The sequence below is a fragment of the Thiohalomonas denitrificans genome (genome assembly GCF_016841685.1).
GTDB lineage: Bacteria > Pseudomonadota > Gammaproteobacteria > Thiohalomonadales > Thiohalomonadaceae > Thiohalomonas > Thiohalomonas denitrificans_A.
Map to the genome: position 1 here is coordinate 1 of NZ_JAENYR010000070.1, position 17,827 is coordinate 17,827.

Genomic DNA, 17,827 nt, shown 5'->3' on the forward strand with positions numbered 1-17,827 from the left:
GAGCCCCAGCGACGCGGCAATCTGGGGTTTGGGAGCAGGAGATTACTTCGTCGCCGGGGCTCCTCGTAATGACAGCGGGGGGGAAGTTCATCAGGAGGAGCCTGGGCGAAACGGGGCAATCCGGTACTTGGCACTTCGGGATAGCTTCGTCGCTGAGGCTCGGCTTCGGCATCCTGCGTCACTCTACCGCCTACATCCCTGTAAGCGTCCTCGCTATGACAAGAGGGAAGTTCGTCATTGATTCGGGCCGGTGCAGCCGGTGGGAGTGCTCGTAGTGACATCCGGGGCAAGTTCTGCAGGAGCTCAACGATTCACCCCTTGAATTTCGAACTACGTGGGACACGGGGCACACGGGGGGAAAAAACCCGAACAACTTGTTTTTACCCCGTGCTCCCCGTGTCCCCCCGTGGTTACCAGTTCTTCATTCGTATTTTCAGGGTGAATTCAGGCAAGTGCCGCAGACTGTGGCTCATGGTGGTTATCAGGCCACCGTCACACGCAACAGGGAGCACCCCATGAAGACATCACATGCCATTTTCGCCATTGCCTTGAGTGCCGCTGCCGCAGGCGGGACCGCCTTTGCCGCACCGGGGGCCGCCGCGGCTCCGGTGACCGCCCAGGCCGAGAACTGGCTGACGATCCCTGCGATCTACGACAAGGTGATTGCCGCCGGCTACCGCGACATCGACGAGATCGAGCGGGAGGACAACGGCTACGAGGTCAAGGCCGTCAGCCCCGAGGGACAGCGGGTAGAGCTACGGGTCGACCCGGTCAGTGGAGATGTGGTCGATGCCCGCGCCAAAGACGAAAAACGCCGTAGCGACCGCTTCGACCCGCGTAACCGGGATGGCAATTTGCGCGACAACGGCGTCAGTCGGTAGCGCGTCGCAACCCGGGAGCCGTTCCTGCGAAACAGGGGACGGACTCCCGGGCCTCTGCCCGGCCGTTTCAAGACTGCTCACGACAAGCGGATTGCCTGCGGTGAAGACCGCTGGTCGATCCGCAAACCGTTTGCGCACCCTACAGGAGGACACGCCATGAAACTCATTCTCGCCAGCTTTCTCGCCATCATCGCCCTGGCGTGGGGCTGGGAGATACTCTCCCCCGGGCACCAGGCAGTGGGGGGTTCTCTGGCGTGGACCGTGTACCACGAAGGACTCATCCTCACCGGCCTGTGGTCCATCTGCCTGATGTCCCTGGCCATGATCCTGGCCACCCGTCCTGCATGGCTGGAGCGGCCGCTTGGCGGCATGGACCGGATCTACCGGCTGCACAAGTGGAGCGGCATCCTTGCGGTCGGCTTTGCGGCCGCACACTGGCTACTCGAGATGGCGGACGACCTGGTCGAGACGCTGGCGGGACGTGCCGGCCACGTAGATAGTGATGAGTTGTCGGCCTTTGCCGAACCGCTCCGTGACCTGGGTGAAGACCTTGGCGAATGGGTGATCTATGTGCTGTTCGCCCTGTTGCTGATCACCTTGTGGAAACAGTTTTCCTACCGGCTGTGGCGGCCGTTGCATCGTGCCATGCCGGTGCTCTATCTGCTGGTCGTCTTTCACGCGGTGGTGCTGGCGCCGGCCGGCTACTGGAACCAGCCCATCGGCTTGCTGCTGACCGTTCTGTTCGCAGGCGGAAGCGTGGCCAGTGTGCTCTCACTGACAGGAAGAATCGGCCGCAAGCGGAAAGTGAGTGGCCGTATCGTTTCGGTGCGGAATCCGACACCCGATGTCGTCGAAGTACAGTGCCGTCTGGATAAACAGTGGCGCGGTCATCGTTCCGGTCAGTTCGCCTTCGTCACCTTCGATACCGGCGAAGGTGCACACCCCTTCACCATCGCCAGTGCCGACTGTGGCGATCACACCGTCACCTTCGACATCAAGGCGCTTGGCGATTACACCCGCCAACTTCCCCGCCACCTGTCGCCCGGCAGTCCGGTTCAGGTAGAGGGACCCTACGGCCGCTTCGATTACCGTCGCGCCAACCGGCGGGCACGGCAAATCTGGATCGCAGCCGGAATCGGGATCACACCGTTCCTGGCCTGGCTGGAATCCCTGCAGGGCGACCGCACCACCGCGGTGTCGGCGGACCTGCACTACTGCGTACGCGACCGCACGGCCGATCCCTTCGTTGAGCGGCTGGAGGCCCTGTGCGCCGGGCTGCCCGAGGTCCGGCTGCACGTGCACGACAAGCAGAGCGGCCGTCTGACAGCAGAGGCCCTCGCCAGGGAGTCAGCGGATGCCAAGCGGGCGGAGGTCTGGTTCTGCGGACCACGCGGCCTCGGCGAAGCCCTGCGCGACGGACTGCGCCATGCCTGGCCGGGCAACAGGGTGCGGTTTCACCAGGAAGCGTTTGAGATGCGTTGAGCGATCGACGCATCGGAATCATCCACAAGAGGAGCACGTCATGCAACAAGCAAAGTTCGTAGTACATCGGGTGTGGGACCGCGGCATACGCTGGTTCCACTGGATCAATGTGGTATCGGTGCTGGCACTGCTGGGTATCGGTCTGGTCATCTACAACGGCAAGGCCCTTGGCATCTCCGGCGATGCCAAGATCTGGCTCAAGGAACTACATGTCTGGATCGGTTATGTGTTTGCCCTGAATCTGCTCTGGCGCGTGGTGCAGGGGTTCAGGGGGAGTCACTTCGCGCGCTGGCGCGCCACCTTGCCATTCAGTCGCGACTTTCTGCCCGAACTGCGCGCCCATCTGGGTAGCTTGCGCAGCGGTAAACCCCGCCACTACCTCGGTCACAATCCCCTGGGCCGGCTGATGGTACTGGTCCTGTTCCTGCTGCTGTTCGCGCAGGCCATCACCGGACTGGTACTCGCCGGCACCGATCTCTACTACCCGCCGCTGGGTTCCTGGATTGCACAGTGGGTTGCCCCCGCCGGTGTCGAGCCGGCAAGCCTCGTCCCCGGCAACAAGTCGATGGTGGACGCCACCGCCTGGGCCGAGATGCGCGAGTTCCGCAGCCCGTTCATCAGCCTTCACATCCTGGTCTTTTTTGCCCTGCTCGGCGCCGTGTCGCTGCACGTCGCCGGTGTGGTGATCACCGAAATCAAGCAACGCGTCGGGATCATCTCGGCCATGTTCACGGGCGAAAAGGTCCTTCCGGAGCAGCCGGTGGACATCCCTGAAGCGTCGCTCGAAAAGTAAAGGGAATGAGAAAAAGGGCCGCCCAATGACACTCGCCTCGCTGACCGGATTCATCGTGCTGGCGATCGCTGCGCAGACTGCTTTGTGGGCCGGGATTGTGCTGCTTCGCCATCGCCGCGAATATGCTTCGTTACGCACTCGCGTGAGAGGAAACAGCGTCGCATCGTCGGCGGCAGGCAGCACGAAAAAGCCGTCGGGGTGGGACGGTTTTCGCCCCTTTCGGGTGGAACGGAAGGTCTATGAGGATAAGGCGCACACGATCTGCTCGTTCTACCTCGTCCCGGGGGACGGCGCACCGCTGCCGCCGTTCCAGCCGGGCCAATACCTCACCCTGCAACTGGAAGTGATCGGGCCGGAGGACGGCGAGCCGCGCCCTGTGACACGCTGTTATTCGCTCTCCGATCGACCCCGGCCGGAGTACTACCGAGTGACGGTAAAGCGGGTGCCGGCGCCTGCCGGCTGCACCGATGTGCCCCCCGGACGGATCTCCAGCCATCTGCACGATGGCGTACAGGAAGGCGACCAGATCCTGGTCAAGGCCCCCTCGGGACCCTTCCATTTGAGAGACCGCGGTCTCTCGCCGCTCGCCCTGGCGGGCGGTGGCATCGGTATCACGCCCATGCTGAGCATGGTCGAGACGCTGCTGCATGAAGGCAGCAAGCGGGAGATCTGGCTGTTCTATGGTGTGCGTGATGGGGCCGAACAGGTGATGACGCAGCGTCTGGAGGAACTGGCCGCGAATCATCCCAACCTGCATTTGTTGGTCAGCTACAGTCGCCCGGGTGAGCAGGACATCGCCGGACCCTATCGACGCCACGGGCGCGTGGGTATCGACCTGCTGCGTATCACCCTGCCGCGCCAGGTGGAAACCTTTTACGTGTGCGGACCACCGGCACTGATGGAATCCCTGGTGCCGGATCTCGAAGCGTGGGGTATCCCCCCTGACCAGATTCATTACGAGACCTTTGGTCCCGCTTCGGTGAAGAGACGCCAGCGCCCGGCAGTGACCGCACCCGGCGAGCCGTTCACGGTGACCTTCGCCAACAGCGGCAAGCACCTGGCATGGGACCCGAATGCCGGCTCGCTGCTGGAGTTTGCCGAGGCCAACGGTATCGAGGTGAATTCGGGCTGCCGATCCGGTGCCTGCGGCGGCTGCCAAACCGCCGTAAAGGAGGGCGACCTGGATTATCTCCAACCGCCGGAGGCCGATGTGGAGCCGGGCACCTGCCTGCTCTGTATTTCGACCCCCAAAGGCGACCTGACACTATCCGCGTAGGACTGCCATGGACCGTTCACTGTTACGTCAAGAGATTATGCCCTTCCTGCTGCTGATCGCACTGCTGCTGGGAGGCACCTACGTGGCCGACGGGCTGCTGCACCGGTTCGAACTGGTGTGGATTGGACGGTACCTGGGGATCCCGGGAACCCTCATCATCCTGCTGTCGTTCCTCTATTCGATGCGCAAGCGCAAGGTCATCCGGTCCGGCAAGCCCGGAACCCTGCTCCGCCTGCATGAGGCCCTGACCCTGCTCGGGGCGCTGATGATCCTGATCCACGCCGGGGTGCACCTCAACGCCATCCTGCCCTGGCTGGCGACGGCCGCGATGCTGGTCAACATCATTAGCGGGCTCACCGGCAGGTTCGTACTCAACCGCTCGCGCCGCCATCTGGCCGCCAGGAAGGCCGCATTCGAGCAACAGGGGATGAGTGGAGAAGAGTTGCAGCAACAGATGTTCTGGGACGCGGTCACCGTCGACCTGATGAACCGGTGGCGGGCGATCCACTTCCCCATCACCCTGGTATTCCTGGTGTTGGGACTCGCCCACATCCTCAGTATCTTTCTTTTCTGGCGCTGGCAATGAAAACCGTCACCAGGATCATCCTTATCAATCTGGCCGTCGTGCTGGGGCTACTGTTCGTCTACCCCGAGTTCATGATCAGTCCCGGACCCGTCAAGAAGAGCCACAGCGATATCGAAACCGACTGCTTCGCCTGCCATGTCCCGCTGCTCGGGGCCAGTTCCGCCGCATGCACCGAGTGCCACCAGGTGGCCGGGATCGGAAGCCTGACCACGGCGGGCGAACCCATTGCCGACCCGAAGACGGACGCCACCTTCCACCAGGACCTGCGGGAAAAGGATTGCGTGGCCTGCCACAGTGAGCACCGGGGTGTCGCCACCCTTCGCACCGCACAGCGCTTCTCGCACATCCTGCTCAAGCCGGAGACACGGGAAACCTGCGCCAACTGTCACACTGCGCCCACGGACGACCTGCACCAAAAACTCACGGACGACTGCCGGCAATGCCACGTCACCGAACGCTGGTCGCCGGCGACCTTCGACCACGACAATCTGGAGGCAGCGACCCTGGAGCAGTGCACCGGCTGTCATGCCGCTCCGCAGGACGACCTGCACAGCAAGAGCGAGAACAACTGCGGCCAGTGCCATGACACCGGCGCCTGGAGTCCGGCGACCTTTGACCACGATGAATACTTCCGCTTCGACCATGATCACAATACCGAATGTGTAACCTGTCACGAAGGCAACGACTACAGTGCCTATACCTGCTACAACTGCCACGAGCACTCACCGTGGAATGTGCGGGGGGAGCATCTCGAAGAGGGAATCCGCGACTTCGAGATCTGCGTGGAGTGCCACCGCAGCGGCGACGAGGACGAAGCCGAATGGCGCATGCGCAATCGCGGTGCGCCGGAGGGCCGGTCCTATCGTTACTATCGGCAGTGGCATGATGATGACTAGTGGGCCAGGCTTCAGTCCGTAACGCTTTTGGCCGGCACAGGATCGGTATGAAGGCCGACCTGCAGGGAACGGCATCCCGACTGGGTGGTGTCGGCCTCAAGGCGGGCCAGAAATATTAGCGCTTCAGTATATGCTTACCTCCTAAATGATAGTAAATTGGCGGATTTTCCATCCACATCATCCTTAGCCGTACAGTCATCAGGGCATGGTCGAGGGAGTGGTAACACAAGGAATTCTGTATGCGGAACCCACGGCTACACAGCCACCTGCCCTTGCTTGTGATGCTCGTCTTGACCCTGCCGGCACAGGCGTCCCTGACCACCGATCTGCAGTCCATGGTTACTGAACTCAATGTTCTCAATACCGGACTGTCCGGCATCAGCATCGACGGGAACGATTCCTGCAGCGAACTCGGGACCCTGAACGCCTCGATTGAAGGCTACATCAGCAGTGCCGAGACACTCACGTCACAGCTGAGTGCACCACTGACCCTCACGACCGAAGATATGGGCTCCCTGGACGACCTGTCCAACCTTGCACGCAGCATGGCCAGTGAGACGGCACGCCTCTCCTGGGAGATGCGCAGTATCGAAGACGTGCAAGAGCTCATCGAGTACCGCACCGCCGTGAGTGCCATGCTGCGTCTGTCCGATGATATCGGCACCATGGCAGACCGGATCCTGGAGATGGCCGACCGTATTCTCATCATGGCGGACAACATCGGGACGATGGCGGATCGCATTCTCACCACCCAAAACCTGCTGAGCAGTAATATCGCCCTTACCCAATCCACCCTGCTGATCACCATCAACAACATGGTACTGCTGAGCGACAGCCTCTCATCGATCGGCTACAACCTGAGCCTCGGGCTTCTGAATGACGAGATCCGGGCCCTGGCCGACGACATGGCCGAGGTCGTATTAACCGAGACCGACATGGCTTCTGAGTTGGAGGTCCTCGAGTTCACCACCTCAGCGGTACTGAACAAGGCCGTCGATATCTACACCACCGCTTTACTCACCAGCCAGGACGCCAGTCACTACATCAACGGCGATACCCTGACCCTGTTGGGCGATACGAGTCGTTTCCATCAAGCTCTGGCAGATTCGCTGGAAAAATATGCGGAGACCATCGAGCTACTCGCCCCGACCACCAACAGCGTGGTCCTTGCGGATGCAACCGCCAGTATGTTGAGACTCACCAGAGACATCGGGCTGGTGTCCGATCGCATTCTGGAGATGACCGACAAGATCATCGTCATGGCGGATAATATCGGCATCATGGCCGACCGCATTATCGAGACGCAAAACATTCAGCAGACCAATGTCCTGCTCACCCAAAGTTCGCTGCTCGCAGCCCAAGGCACAGTGATCACCACCATCAAGAACATGGGCCTGTGAACGGACATCGACTGGAGAATCACCGAAAAATGAAACGTTTACGTCGACCATTCGCAGCCCTGATGATGGTGTTCGGCCTGTCGGGCCTGGCCGGCACCGTCCAGGCCGGCCTGAGCACCGATCTTCAGGCCCTGAACACCCAGGCGACCGAACTGCAAACCTATCTGCAAGGCGTGACCCTCTCCGCCGACGATCTCTGTGCGCCGTTGAACCGGGCCAATGCCCTGGCCGGCGATATCACCCGGAGTATCGAGACCGCGGAAGGCAGCGTGGCGGCACCATTACAGACCGATGCTGATGTCTATGACGGGCTGGACGAACTGTTCGCCACCAGCCAGGGCATTGCCAATCAGGCGCTTCGCCTGTCAGTCGATCTGCAGATTCTCTCGACAACCACCGCAATGGTCACCACCAAAGACGCCATCGCCGCCATGCTCCAGCTATCGAGCGACATCGGCGCCATGGCCGATCGTATCGGTGAAATGGCTGACAAGATCCTGGTGATGTCCGACAACATCGGTCTGATGGCAGATCGCATTCTGGTCAGCCAACAGCTACAGAGCGACAATTTTTCCCTCACCACCGACGCCCTCCTGCAGACCCAGGCCAACGTACTGACGCTGGTCTCGGTAGTGGAGGACAACACCTATAATCCGAGTTTCGCCAACCTGGTCACCGAAGGAGGGCTCCTGGCCACGCAAATGGAAGCGGTGGTGCTGAGTCCCTGGACCATGGATTCACAACTGCAGTCGGTGGCAGCGGGCGTGCATGGGTTGCTGGGCGAGGTGCAGGCCCTGCACGACGCCATCACCAGCGACACTGCCGACCATACCGCTTACATCAGTCGTGACGCCCTGATCCAACTGGACGGCCTGTCGCTGATGGTCACCCCCCTGGCCGCCGCCGTAGAAGGGTACGCCATTGCCATCAGTGGCCTGCAGGCGATGACCTGGACACCGACTCTGAAAGATGCCGTAGGCAGCACCCTGCAACTCTCAGGCGATATCGGCACCATGGCCAACAGCATCCTGGAGATGGCGGATCAGATCCTGGTGATGGCCGACAACATCGGTCTACAGGCAGACCGGATCCTGCTGACACAGGAGGCGATGAATAGGAATGTCGCCACCACCCAAGCCTTCACCTTGGACGCGCAAGAGATGGCCATCAGTCTTATCGTTGCCCGCAATCTCTGACATCGAGACCTCCGGGATGCCTAACGCTTTGCCTACTGATTCCTCTCTCCCTGAGGGGGATCTGCAATGCCATCAGACCAGATCCCTTTTGATCGCCAGGTCCCAGTTATCCGAATAAACCCGCTTTTTGCCCTCGTAGGCATCGAGCTGTGCATGGATATGAAAGTGCGACGGGTCCGAGGTCAGGGTCGTCCGCGTGACGGTGCGCACGTCCCAGTCGTCCCGGTGAAAGCGCCAGTGCCAGACCGTCTCACCTCGCGGCGAGCAAAAGTCGTCATTCTGGTAGGAATACCATTCCACGGCCTTACGCTGCATCTCCAGGCCGAGCTTCCTGAAACGGACCATTCCATCGTCATTGACCACCTCCAGCGTGGAGTAGTCGGAGCCGAGGTCGCGAATCACACGCCAGTGGTGCTCACCCGTTTCAATAACCGCTTTTGCCAGGGGACGGGCGCCTTCCGGAGCTTCGAAGCGGACCGCCCGATCCCGTTCCGCGGGGGGACGGACCGGAATCCGCAGACGGCTCTCCGCCGTGTACAGCGTGAGACGAACCGGTTCGGGTGGAGGCCATGCCAGCGGCCAGTAGGAGGTGGAGAGCGAGAGGCGCAGCCGATGATCGCGCGGAAACACCTGGGCCATGTCGTTGAGTTTCACGCGCACCCGATAGCGCTCGCCCGGCTCCAGGGCCTGCGGGTGCTCGGAGCTGTCCCGGTGGGTAAGGTTGAGCAGCCCATAGGCCACACGGGTGGCCTTGTCATCCGGCGCGACGTCGGAGAGTCGCACAGCGACCATGGCCACCGGCCGATCGGCCGCCAACACGAGCTCCGCCTCCGGGGCGCCCAGCAGTTCCAGCGGCGCTTCCAGCGGAGCGCTCTCGTAGATGAGCGCTCCCCCATCCTCTTCCCGCTGGTCGTGGGGCAGATCAGGCGCGGCGGAGTAGGAGCACCACTTGCCGGCAAAGAAGCCGACGCTTAGCGGAGACTGCAGCGTCTGCACCGCACCGGTCCGCCGGCGCTCGCCCTCGCCGGCGGCGAGCCTGCCCGGAGCGAGGAAATACTCTTTCCAACGGGCGGCCGGTGACGGCCAGCTCTCCTCGGCCACCCAGCGCCCCGGCCGATGCCTGTACCGGGTGGTGGGCGGCACACTCTCCTGCATCCAGGCGCGAAGCATCGGCTCATCCATGATACCGGTGTCGCGTCCTTTCAGCCAGAAATCCCACCAGCGCAGACACTCCTGCAGAAAGCCGATCCCCGGGCCGGGGATCCCTTCATGGGGATACTTGTGGCTCCAGGGGCCGACCAGACCCAGCCGCGGCACCTGCAGATGCTCGAGCAACCGGAAAACCGCATTGGTATAGCCGTCCGCCCAGCCGGAAACCGCCATGACGGGACACTGCACGGCATTCCAGTCCTCGCAGATGGAGCCGTGTTTCCAGTAGTCATCGCGCCGCTGATGCCGCAGCCATTTTTCCAGCCACAGACCGCTACCACGAAGGCGCTGATGCCACAGCTCGCGCCAGCGATCTCCTTCCACGACCTGCGGGTCCGGCGGCAGCGAGTTCAAGCCAAACATGGTCGATGCCCAGGAGAGGTTATCACCCAGCAGACAACCCCCCATGTGATGGACATCGTCGGCATAACGATCATCGGTGGAACAGACCGAGACGATGGCCTTGAGCGCCGGGGGACGCCGCGCTGCAATCTGCAGGCCGTTGAAACCGCCCCAGGAGATACCGATCATGCCCACGTTGCCGTCACACCAGGGCTGTTCAGCCAGCCAGCGGATGATTGCGGCACCATCCTGCAGCTCGCTTTCCAGATACTCGTCCTCGAGGGTCCCCTCGGAATTACCGCTGCCGCGGATGTCCACCCTGACCGCCGCATAGCCATGACCGGCGAAGTAGGGATGCATGCGCTGATCCCGACTGCGGGTGTTATCCCGGTGCCGATAGGGGATGTACTCCAGAATTGCGGGCACGGGCTGCCTTTCGGCGCCCTCCGGCAGCCAGATCCGGGCCGCCAGATGGACACCGTCGGCCATCGCAATCCAGGCCGTTTCAATGGTCCGTACCTTATGGGGAAAATCCCTGACCGATCTCATTACGCGCTTGCGACGCTGTCGTCGAACTCCAGGGGTAGCCGGGCCTTAAGCTGTTCATACTCCTGCAACAGCGTCCTGGTATCCGGCGCTCCCATGAAGACCACCGCCACTTCGTAGCTGTAAGGCTCCTGACCCGGCATCTCCGACAATCGCGTTCCCTGTTTTACAGCGATCTCGATGCTGGTCCCCGGAAACGCATTCTCCAGCTCTTGCAGCTCCCGTTCGGTGGGCACCCGGGTAACCAGGGCGTCGTGGAAATGGCGAAGCATGAATTTCGCCGCCGTCGCGCAGCAGCCTTCGCGGCGCGGGTACTGAGGCTCGATGCCCAGCGCCACCTCCACGGCCACCTCGTGGTTCGACGCGCCGGTAACGTCGACGAACATCGGTGAATGGGACTTGGAGATACGGGTGTTGAGTTCCAGCAACCAGAGACGATCCGTAGTCGTGTCCCAGAAGTACTCGACGTTGAACGGGGTATTGTCGATGTCGAGATGCGGCACTACCCGTTTGGTGTAATCGATAATACGTCTCTGCACCTTCTGCGGCAGTCTGGATGGCAGCTGGTAGCGAGAGAAGGACGAAAGATTGGGCTCGCGAAAAGAGTCGACGATACCGTAGACGTGGGGCACTCCATTCTGGATGTAGCCCTCCGCGGTGCACTGCTCCCCTTCGATGGGCTGCTCGGCGATGCAATGATAGCCGTCGATTTCGACGGGGATATCATCCGGCATATGCGCCATCGACAGCAATTTGCCGAACGGCTCGCCGAACCCGCCGATCCGTTCCCGGGTGCGGGCAAGGGCAAATTCAAGGTCTGCGTGGCTGGAGACATAAAACGCCAGTACCGAACTGAAGGCGATAACCGGCTTGAGCCAGAAGGGGAATTCCAGACCGATGCGCTCCGCGGCATCATCGGCGAACGGATCGACCGCCTCGAATCGCGGCGTACAGTCCGGCACGACCTGCCGTTCCCGCAGGCGGCTCCAGTACTTGTGCTCGGCAATGAGGACACCACCCAGAGAGGGTCCATCGAGGCCGCAGTGCTCGCGAAAGACCGGCAGCAGCGTGGTGGTGGGAAAGTCCCAGTGGCCGATGATGGCATCGACCCGGCCATCGAACCGATCCAACTGCTCTTTCCCGGCCGCGATCATGTCGTCGATGGGGTAGTGGGCCGGAAGCACGACCTGGTCGTAATCCAGCAGTCCGTGGAACCGATACTGTTCGCTGTTGCGTATCGTTTTCAGCAGCTTACGGTGGAAGTCGTCCAGCCCGACAATGAAGATGTTCCTCACCATCGCTACCTCGACAGGCTATGGTCCCACTCAACGAATAGCAGATGCCGTGTGCGGCTTCCCGCCGCTCCCGAAGTATTCGCGTCTCGATGGAGAGGCCCTCCGTGTGCGAAAGCAACCCGGTATCACAGCTCAATCACCTTTGGCCATTTGAATCGAACGGTCGAGCCCCTGCCGGGCTCCGACTGGAGTTCGATATCTCCACCGACGCTCTCGACAAGCTTTTTCACCACCGCCAGGCCAATACCCGATCCTTCGTGCTCTGAACGTCCGGGAGCTCGCTCGAACATCCCGAAAATACGCTCCTGGTACTCGGCTGGAATACCGGGCCCATCATCGGCTACGGAAAATTCGTACTGTTCGTCCAGCTCGCGGACAGACACGTGAACACTTCCATCGGGCCGGTCGTGGTATTTGATGGCGTTGCCAATCAGGTTGGCGAACACTTGTTGTAGCTTGACTGGATCGGTGATCAGGCGGGGCATGCCTTGGTCAATGTGAACCTGGAACTCCCGAGGCATCTCGTAGGTTCCCAGGACAGATGCTATCAACCGTTTGCTGTCGACAGTCTCTACCTGAACGGTCTGCCCACCCGCTTCGGCATAGGCCAGGAGCGCCCGGATAAAGGCTTCCATTGCCTGGCTACGCTTACGGATCAGATGCAGGTGATAGCGGTTTTCGTCCGAGAGCCGGGGGCCGAGGTCTTCTTCAAGTGACTTCGAAAGATTTGAGACAGCTCGCAAAGGTGCTCTCAGATCATGAGAGGTCACGTGGGCGAATTGTTGCAGTTCCGCATTGGCCCGGCGCAAGGCTTCTTCGGCCTGTTTGCGCTCGGAAATGTCCAGGTTGATACCAAGAAACCGAACCAGCTGTCGTGACTCATCGAAGATCGGGCTGCCGAGGGCGTAGACCCAACGGACGGCGCCATCCTTGCGGAGGATTCGGAATTCGGTACGCCACTCCTGGCGCTGCTCGATAGCCCTCCTTACGGAGTCTTCTGCTGCGGCCTGATCATCCGGGTGGATCCGGCTGAACCAGTCTTCATAGGTGCCTCGGTACTCCCCCGGCTCCAGGCCGTACAAGCGTTCCAGCCCTTCTGTCCACACCACCTTCCCTTCCGGCACCTCCCAGTCAAAAGAACCGATGCCCGCCACCTTTTGGGCCAGGGCCAGCCGTTCCTCACTGACCCTCAATGCCGCCTCTTCCTTTTTGTGTTTACTCAGTTCACTCACGTCTTGCACCAGGGCATAGAAACCCAGCACTTCACCACTGGTGCCGATGTGTGGCACGTAAACTGCCTCGATCTCGTGCGTCCCTCCCAGTCGGTACGGCACGACCATATCAAAGCGCACCGTATCTCCCGCAAGCACTTTTTGTACATAGGGTTTGAGGGTCTGGTAAGCCCGCTCGCCAACCACCTCCTTCAAAGTGCGGCCCTTCACCTCTTCCGGCGCCAGACCAAACCATTTTCCATAGGCCGCGTTATTGAATTGATAACGCTCCCCGGCATCAAGGTAAGAGATCAGCACCGGCAGGCTGTCGATGACCAACCAAAGCCGCTGCTCATTCTCCCTCGAGGCCTGCTCCGCCTGCTTGCGTTTCGTCACATCGGCAAACAGGTGGGCGAAGCGCCCGGGGCCGGTTCGATAAGCCGTCACCTCGAACCACTTGTCCAGTCCCACGGCATAGTTCTCAAAGCGTACGGGCTCACCGGTCCGGACCACTTTCCCGTAGGTCTCTATCCAGTACGCCTCAATACTCGGAATCAACTCACGCACGGTCTTGCCTTTGGCGACCTCTGGAGGCACTCCGACCAGCTGCCCGAAGGCCTCGTTCACCTCCAGAAAGCGATAATCACAAGGACAACCCTGGTCATCCAGCAGGATCTCGGCCAGGCCGAAGCCCTCTATCATCGAGTCGAATACGCTACGGTAACGCTGCTCCCGCTCACGCGACGCGTCCAGAGCCTCCCGCAGAGCCTGCACCTCGCGCTCCAGCGCGGGTATTCGATCGCCCGTGGAATCCTTCACTACGCAGTCCCTCCGAACCAAACCATCCTTTTCTCAGTCCCTAAGCATAACGAAAGCGGGCACCCGGCGCGCCGTCACTTTCTACCTGCCCCACTTAGTGATTGCCGGTCTCTTCAGGTCCAAAAGCTCAGGATGAGGGTTCGGCAATCTATCCGTTAGAAAATGTCGACGCTCCCTTCCCTACCCGAGCCGCTCACCTCTATCGGGTCTGAATGGGGTTGCCGTTGCGGTCGTTGCGCTTCACACCGCAGAAATAGCGGCCCTTCTTCTCCAAGGCCTTCTCCTTGGCCACCACCAATCCACAAGAGAAGCACTGCACCTTATCGTCCGGCAATGCTCGGGCGGCCTCCTCCTTCTCTTTCGCCGCCTTCCTGAGGGCCATGTTGTAGCGTACAAAGACCACCAGCACGGCCAGGAGCACCATACCGACCGCCACTATCAGAATCGTTTTCATATCACATCATCTTTTTTCGTTGAATCAGGAGAATGGTGTCTGCCTCCGTAACTGCTCGCCGGGTGATCGCCCACGGCCCCGGAAATCCGTCATCCCCGCGTAGGCGGGGATCCAGCGGCGTAGTTCGCAGAATGGAGCTTGAGGTCAACGTCATCCCCGCGTAGGCGGGGATCCAGCAGTCGATCTCAGAATACATCCTGGCCAAGAACCGTCATCCCCGCGCAGGCGGGGATCCATTTTGAGCCATGCTTCTGTTCTCTGGATTCCCGCCTACCCCCGCCTGCGCGCGAGTGACAGGGAATGACGGAGGGGGTGAGTAGTTAGCTGCCTCCCATAAATAAGTACAGCACAGCAAGTGAAGCATCGGGAGTGTGGTCAGGCCATCGTTATCGACGACTCGATTCCCTATCGGACGACCCTGAACAGGGGTTGACAGCTTTCGGTTAATGACCGTTCCTTATTTAAGTGTCTCTTTCATACAGACTAACCACGGGATTATAAGGAGAAACGATGAAAAGCAGGCTCCTGATGCTGATGTTTCTCTCCCTATTCTACATGTCCCCAATCTCCACTTACGCTGGTCCTGAACCGGCTGAGCAAGAGGGCGCAACGATGCATATCTATCTGATCTTTTTCGGTTTTACGGCTCAAGGAATCCAGGACATAAAGGAGAGCCCCGCCAGGGTCGAGGCCGCAAAGGAGACGGTCAGGACCATGGGAGGAGAGATGAAGGCCTTCTATGGAATACTCGGCAGTGAGTTCGATACGATATTCATCCTCGAAGCTCCCGACGACGAGGCAGTTGCAAAAATGGTGCTCGCCATCGCCTCCGGGGGAAACGTTCGCACCGAAACCCATCGGCTTTTCACGGAAGATGAATACAAAAAGGTTATCTCCTCACTGCCCTGACACGATGCTGATAGGACGCAATTCGGTGAAACCCGGCGGTCCCGGAACCGGGATCAATACGAATAGTGGGGAGATCCACTTATGACCGAACGACATCGGGAGCGCGCACAAAAAGTCGTGGAATCCTTCCGGGAGCTGCTGGATCCGAATGCATTGAAGGCGATACCCGCCAACGATTTCGAGCAGTTGGCGCTTTTCGTCCAGGAGGCCCTCTCAGACGAGTTGCACGATGCCGCCGAACAGGTGGAAGAGCTGGCCCGGAAGATGCGGTCGGGCACAAGCCTGAGCGATGTCGGAATGGACCTTATGTAGGCAACATTGGAAAGACTCCTCGTGGAGCTAAACGACCTTTCGGCAGCTGCTCGGCTTCGTTTCCCTGCTGAGCCGTTCTGCCATTCTGATCACCTGGATGTAATGCGAACGCAAACCAGAATAGTTGCCAGAGTCTCCCTCCAGGGGCAATATAGTGAAAGAAATGCCGGCATCGACGGTCGGCGCTGCGTTCCGGGATTCGTTTCATGGCGAGCCTGGGCGGACGGCGAACGGAACGCAGGTGAAAACGATAGTTTCACGCGACCATTCACACAGGCGAGGAAACGACAAAATAGCGGGATAGCCCTTTTGGGCACCGGCTTTGCAGGCGCCTGCCGGGCTGGAACAGGATGCCCCCGAGTCAACACCGCCCAAGCTGGCAATCAGGGCGGGAGCACGTATGACATTCATCGACTTTATCCTTCTCGCGGTGGTCGGCGTCGTCACTCTGGCGGCGGCCCGTCATGCCCTGTTCTTCAAGCGCGAACCACGCTCTGCGCTGGCCTGGCTGGTATTCATCCTCGCCTTACCACCGTTCGGCGCGCTGGTCTTCTATCTCTTCGGCGTGAACCGCGTGCGCACCCGTGCCCGGGCCCTCAAGCCTGCCACCCGGGCTGTGGGTGCCAAACAGCCGGTGGGCATCGATCCGCTGGACCGCCTCGGCCATGCCGTCTCCGGTCACCCGCGCCGCACCGGCAATCGCGTGGAGCCGCTGGTCGACGGCGAGGGCGCTTATCCCGCCATGCTGGCGGACATCGAAGGTGCACAGCAGCGCATCCTTCTGAGCACCTACATCTTCGACGCGGATGAGATCGGCACGGCCTTTATCGATGCACTGTCACGAGCGATGGCGCGGGGCGTGGATGTGCGCGTGCTGGTCGACGGCATCGGGGAGCTCTACTCCCTGTCACGCCGGGCGGTGCCGCGTCTACGCGCTGCCGGCGTGCGTGCCGAGCGTTTTCTGCCCCCGCGCCTGTGGCCGCCCAGGTTCCGCATCAATCTGCGCAACCATCGCAAACTGCTGATCATCGACGACCAAATCGCCTTCACCGGCGGAATGAATATCTCCGATCGCCACTGCAGCACTATTCCTGCGCGCGGGCGTGTGCATGACCTCCAGTTCCGCCTCAAGGGCCCGGTGGTGCGAGACCTGGTCGAGGCCTTCGCCGATGACTGGCGCTTTGTCACCGGGGAGAGGATCACGCCGGCCACGCTGCCGGCCATGGCCGGGCAAGTGACCTGTCGCATGGTGCTCGACGGCCCCAACGAAGACCTCGACCGCCTGCCACTGATGCTGGTGGGCGCCATCGGCATTGCACGCGAGCGCATTGCCATCATGACGCCGTACTTCCTCCCTCCCCGTGAAATCATTGTCGCCTTGCAGGCCGCTTCTTTGCGCGGCGTGCGCGTCGATCTCCTTCTACCGGCCGAAAACAATCTGCCCTACATGGACTGGGCCATGCGCAACATGCTCTGGGAACTCCTGGAGCGGAACATCGGCGTCCACTACCAGCCCGGGTCATTCGTTCACAGCAAACTCTTCCTGGTGGACGGCGACTATGCCCAGATCGGTTCGGCCAACCTGGACCCCCGCAGCTTACGCCTCAATTTCGAGATCGCCGTAGAGGTACTGGGCGAGGAGTGCATAGGTGGGCTGTACGAGCACTTCGATAATGCGTTGGCGCGCTCACAGCTACTGACCCTGGCCGATGTGGACGGGCGTCCGTGGCCGGTACGGTTGCGGGATGGATTAGCGTGGTTATTCACCCCTTATCTGTGAGTCGGAGGACGAATGATATTAGGTCAGAGTTACCTATATGAAGGGAGCGCCCAACCGCCACCAAAGTGGACCCCATGGTCAAATCAAAAAGACCCTTCAGGTGCATTCCACAAAGTAGACGGCTTATGGTCGCAAGCGCGGACCCATTTACACCGATGATACAGGCCGGATAGAGGACACCACCGATGAAATGTAGGAATGTTGGAGCTGAACCCGAGAACGGGCAATTTCCTTGAAGGAGTTTGGGACATCCCAAGCGTACTAGGCTCAATGACCGATATTGTGGTGTCCCATATGTTCGCCGGAAAATTGGCTAAAATGAGGAACAGCGATTGTGCGGCACTGACCCACCACTAGTGGCTATTGCCTAGTGCCCTGTCACACGTATCCAGTGGCGAGTGGCGGGTGGCGAGTGGCGGGTGGCGGGTGGCGGGTGGCGG

The 17,827-nt window shown here is 60.7% G+C and carries 15 protein-coding genes; 11 read left to right on the forward strand and 4 right to left on the reverse strand.

Annotation, left to right across the window (positions count from 1 at the left end):
• Window positions 1-515 precede the first annotated feature (515 nt).
• From Q7L05_RS13530 to Q7L05_RS13565, 8 genes are all read left to right on the forward strand, one after another.
• Complete coding sequence (locus Q7L05_RS13530; protein ID WP_303907648.1) at window positions 516-881, forward strand: PepSY domain-containing protein; 366 nt, start codon at window positions 516-518, stop codon at window positions 879-881.
• Window positions 882-1,037: 156 nt separating this feature from the next.
• Window positions 1,038-2,363: a ferredoxin reductase family protein gene (locus tag Q7L05_RS13535; protein ID WP_303907651.1), complete on the forward strand. Its 1,326-nt coding sequence runs from the start codon at window positions 1,038-1,040 to the stop codon at window positions 2,361-2,363.
• Between the two features lie 40 nt (window positions 2,364-2,403).
• Window positions 2,404-3,156: a cytochrome b/b6 domain-containing protein gene (locus tag Q7L05_RS13540; RefSeq protein WP_303907654.1), complete on the forward strand. Its 753-nt coding sequence runs from the start codon at window positions 2,404-2,406 to the stop codon at window positions 3,154-3,156.
• A 25-nt stretch (window positions 3,157-3,181) separates the two neighbouring features.
• Window positions 3,182-4,432 (forward strand): 2Fe-2S iron-sulfur cluster-binding protein, encoded by a 1,251-nt coding sequence (locus Q7L05_RS13545; protein ID WP_303907657.1) that lies wholly within the window; start codon window positions 3,182-3,184, stop codon window positions 4,430-4,432.
• A gap of 7 nt (window positions 4,433-4,439) precedes the next feature.
• The gene (locus tag Q7L05_RS13550; protein ID WP_303907660.1) at window positions 4,440-5,018 is read left to right on the forward strand and encodes a hypothetical protein; all 579 of its coding nucleotides are present in this window, start codon (window positions 4,440-4,442) and stop codon (window positions 5,016-5,018) included.
• Window positions 5,015-5,914, forward strand: coding sequence for a cytochrome c3 family protein (locus tag Q7L05_RS13555; RefSeq protein WP_303907662.1), 900 nt, complete (start codon window positions 5,015-5,017; stop codon window positions 5,912-5,914). The genes Q7L05_RS13550 and Q7L05_RS13555 overlap by 4 nt, the downstream gene beginning before the upstream one ends.
• Window positions 5,915-6,153: 239 nt before the next feature.
• The gene (locus Q7L05_RS13560) at window positions 6,154-7,314 is read left to right on the forward strand and encodes a hypothetical protein (RefSeq protein ID WP_303907665.1); all 1,161 of its coding nucleotides are present in this window, start codon (window positions 6,154-6,156) and stop codon (window positions 7,312-7,314) included.
• Window positions 7,315-7,343: 29 nt separating this feature from the next.
• Window positions 7,344-8,510, forward strand: coding sequence for a hypothetical protein (locus Q7L05_RS13565; RefSeq protein ID WP_303907668.1), 1,167 nt, complete (start codon window positions 7,344-7,346; stop codon window positions 8,508-8,510).
• 72 nt (window positions 8,511-8,582) lie between these two features.
• Here the strand turns inward: Q7L05_RS13565 and Q7L05_RS13570 are convergent, their stop codons facing one another.
• The 4 genes from Q7L05_RS13570 to Q7L05_RS13585 all read right to left on the reverse strand — a co-directional run bounded on the left by Q7L05_RS13570 (window position 8,583) and on the right by Q7L05_RS13585 (window position 14,386).
• Window positions 8,583-10,610 carry a CocE/NonD family hydrolase gene (locus tag Q7L05_RS13570; protein WP_303907671.1) on the reverse strand — a complete coding sequence of 676 codons (2,028 nt, stop codon included), beginning with the start codon at window positions 10,608-10,610 and terminating at the stop codon, window positions 8,583-8,585.
• A complete protein-coding gene (locus Q7L05_RS13575) occupies window positions 10,610-11,905 on the reverse strand; it encodes an ATP-grasp domain-containing protein (protein WP_303907674.1) in 1,296 nt (431 codons plus the stop codon). Before Q7L05_RS13575 ends, Q7L05_RS13570 begins: the two co-directional genes overlap by 1 nt.
• Window positions 11,906-12,027: 122 nt before the next feature.
• Window positions 12,028-13,932, reverse strand: a complete 1,905-nt coding sequence (locus Q7L05_RS13580) for a PAS domain-containing sensor histidine kinase (RefSeq protein ID WP_303907676.1) — start codon at window positions 13,930-13,932, stop codon at window positions 12,028-12,030.
• A gap of 199 nt (window positions 13,933-14,131) precedes the next feature.
• Window positions 14,132-14,386 carry a hypothetical protein gene (locus Q7L05_RS13585; protein WP_303907679.1) on the reverse strand — a complete coding sequence of 85 codons (255 nt, stop codon included), beginning with the start codon at window positions 14,384-14,386 and terminating at the stop codon, window positions 14,132-14,134.
• A 510-nt stretch (window positions 14,387-14,896) separates the two neighbouring features.
• On the opposite strand from Q7L05_RS13585, the gene Q7L05_RS13590 reads away from it, so the two are divergent.
• From Q7L05_RS13590 to Q7L05_RS13600, 3 genes are all read left to right on the forward strand, one after another.
• Entirely contained in the window at window positions 14,897-15,295 is a 399-nt protein-coding gene (locus tag Q7L05_RS13590) for a GYD domain-containing protein (RefSeq protein ID WP_303907681.1), read from the forward strand.
• An 81-nt stretch (window positions 15,296-15,376) separates the two neighbouring features.
• The gene (locus Q7L05_RS13595; protein WP_303907684.1) at window positions 15,377-15,607 is read left to right on the forward strand and encodes a hypothetical protein; all 231 of its coding nucleotides are present in this window, start codon (window positions 15,377-15,379) and stop codon (window positions 15,605-15,607) included.
• A gap of 400 nt (window positions 15,608-16,007) precedes the next feature.
• Window positions 16,008-17,387: a phospholipase D-like domain-containing protein gene (locus tag Q7L05_RS13600; protein WP_303907687.1), complete on the forward strand. Its 1,380-nt coding sequence runs from the start codon at window positions 16,008-16,010 to the stop codon at window positions 17,385-17,387.
• Window positions 17,388-17,827: the final 440 nt, after the last annotated feature.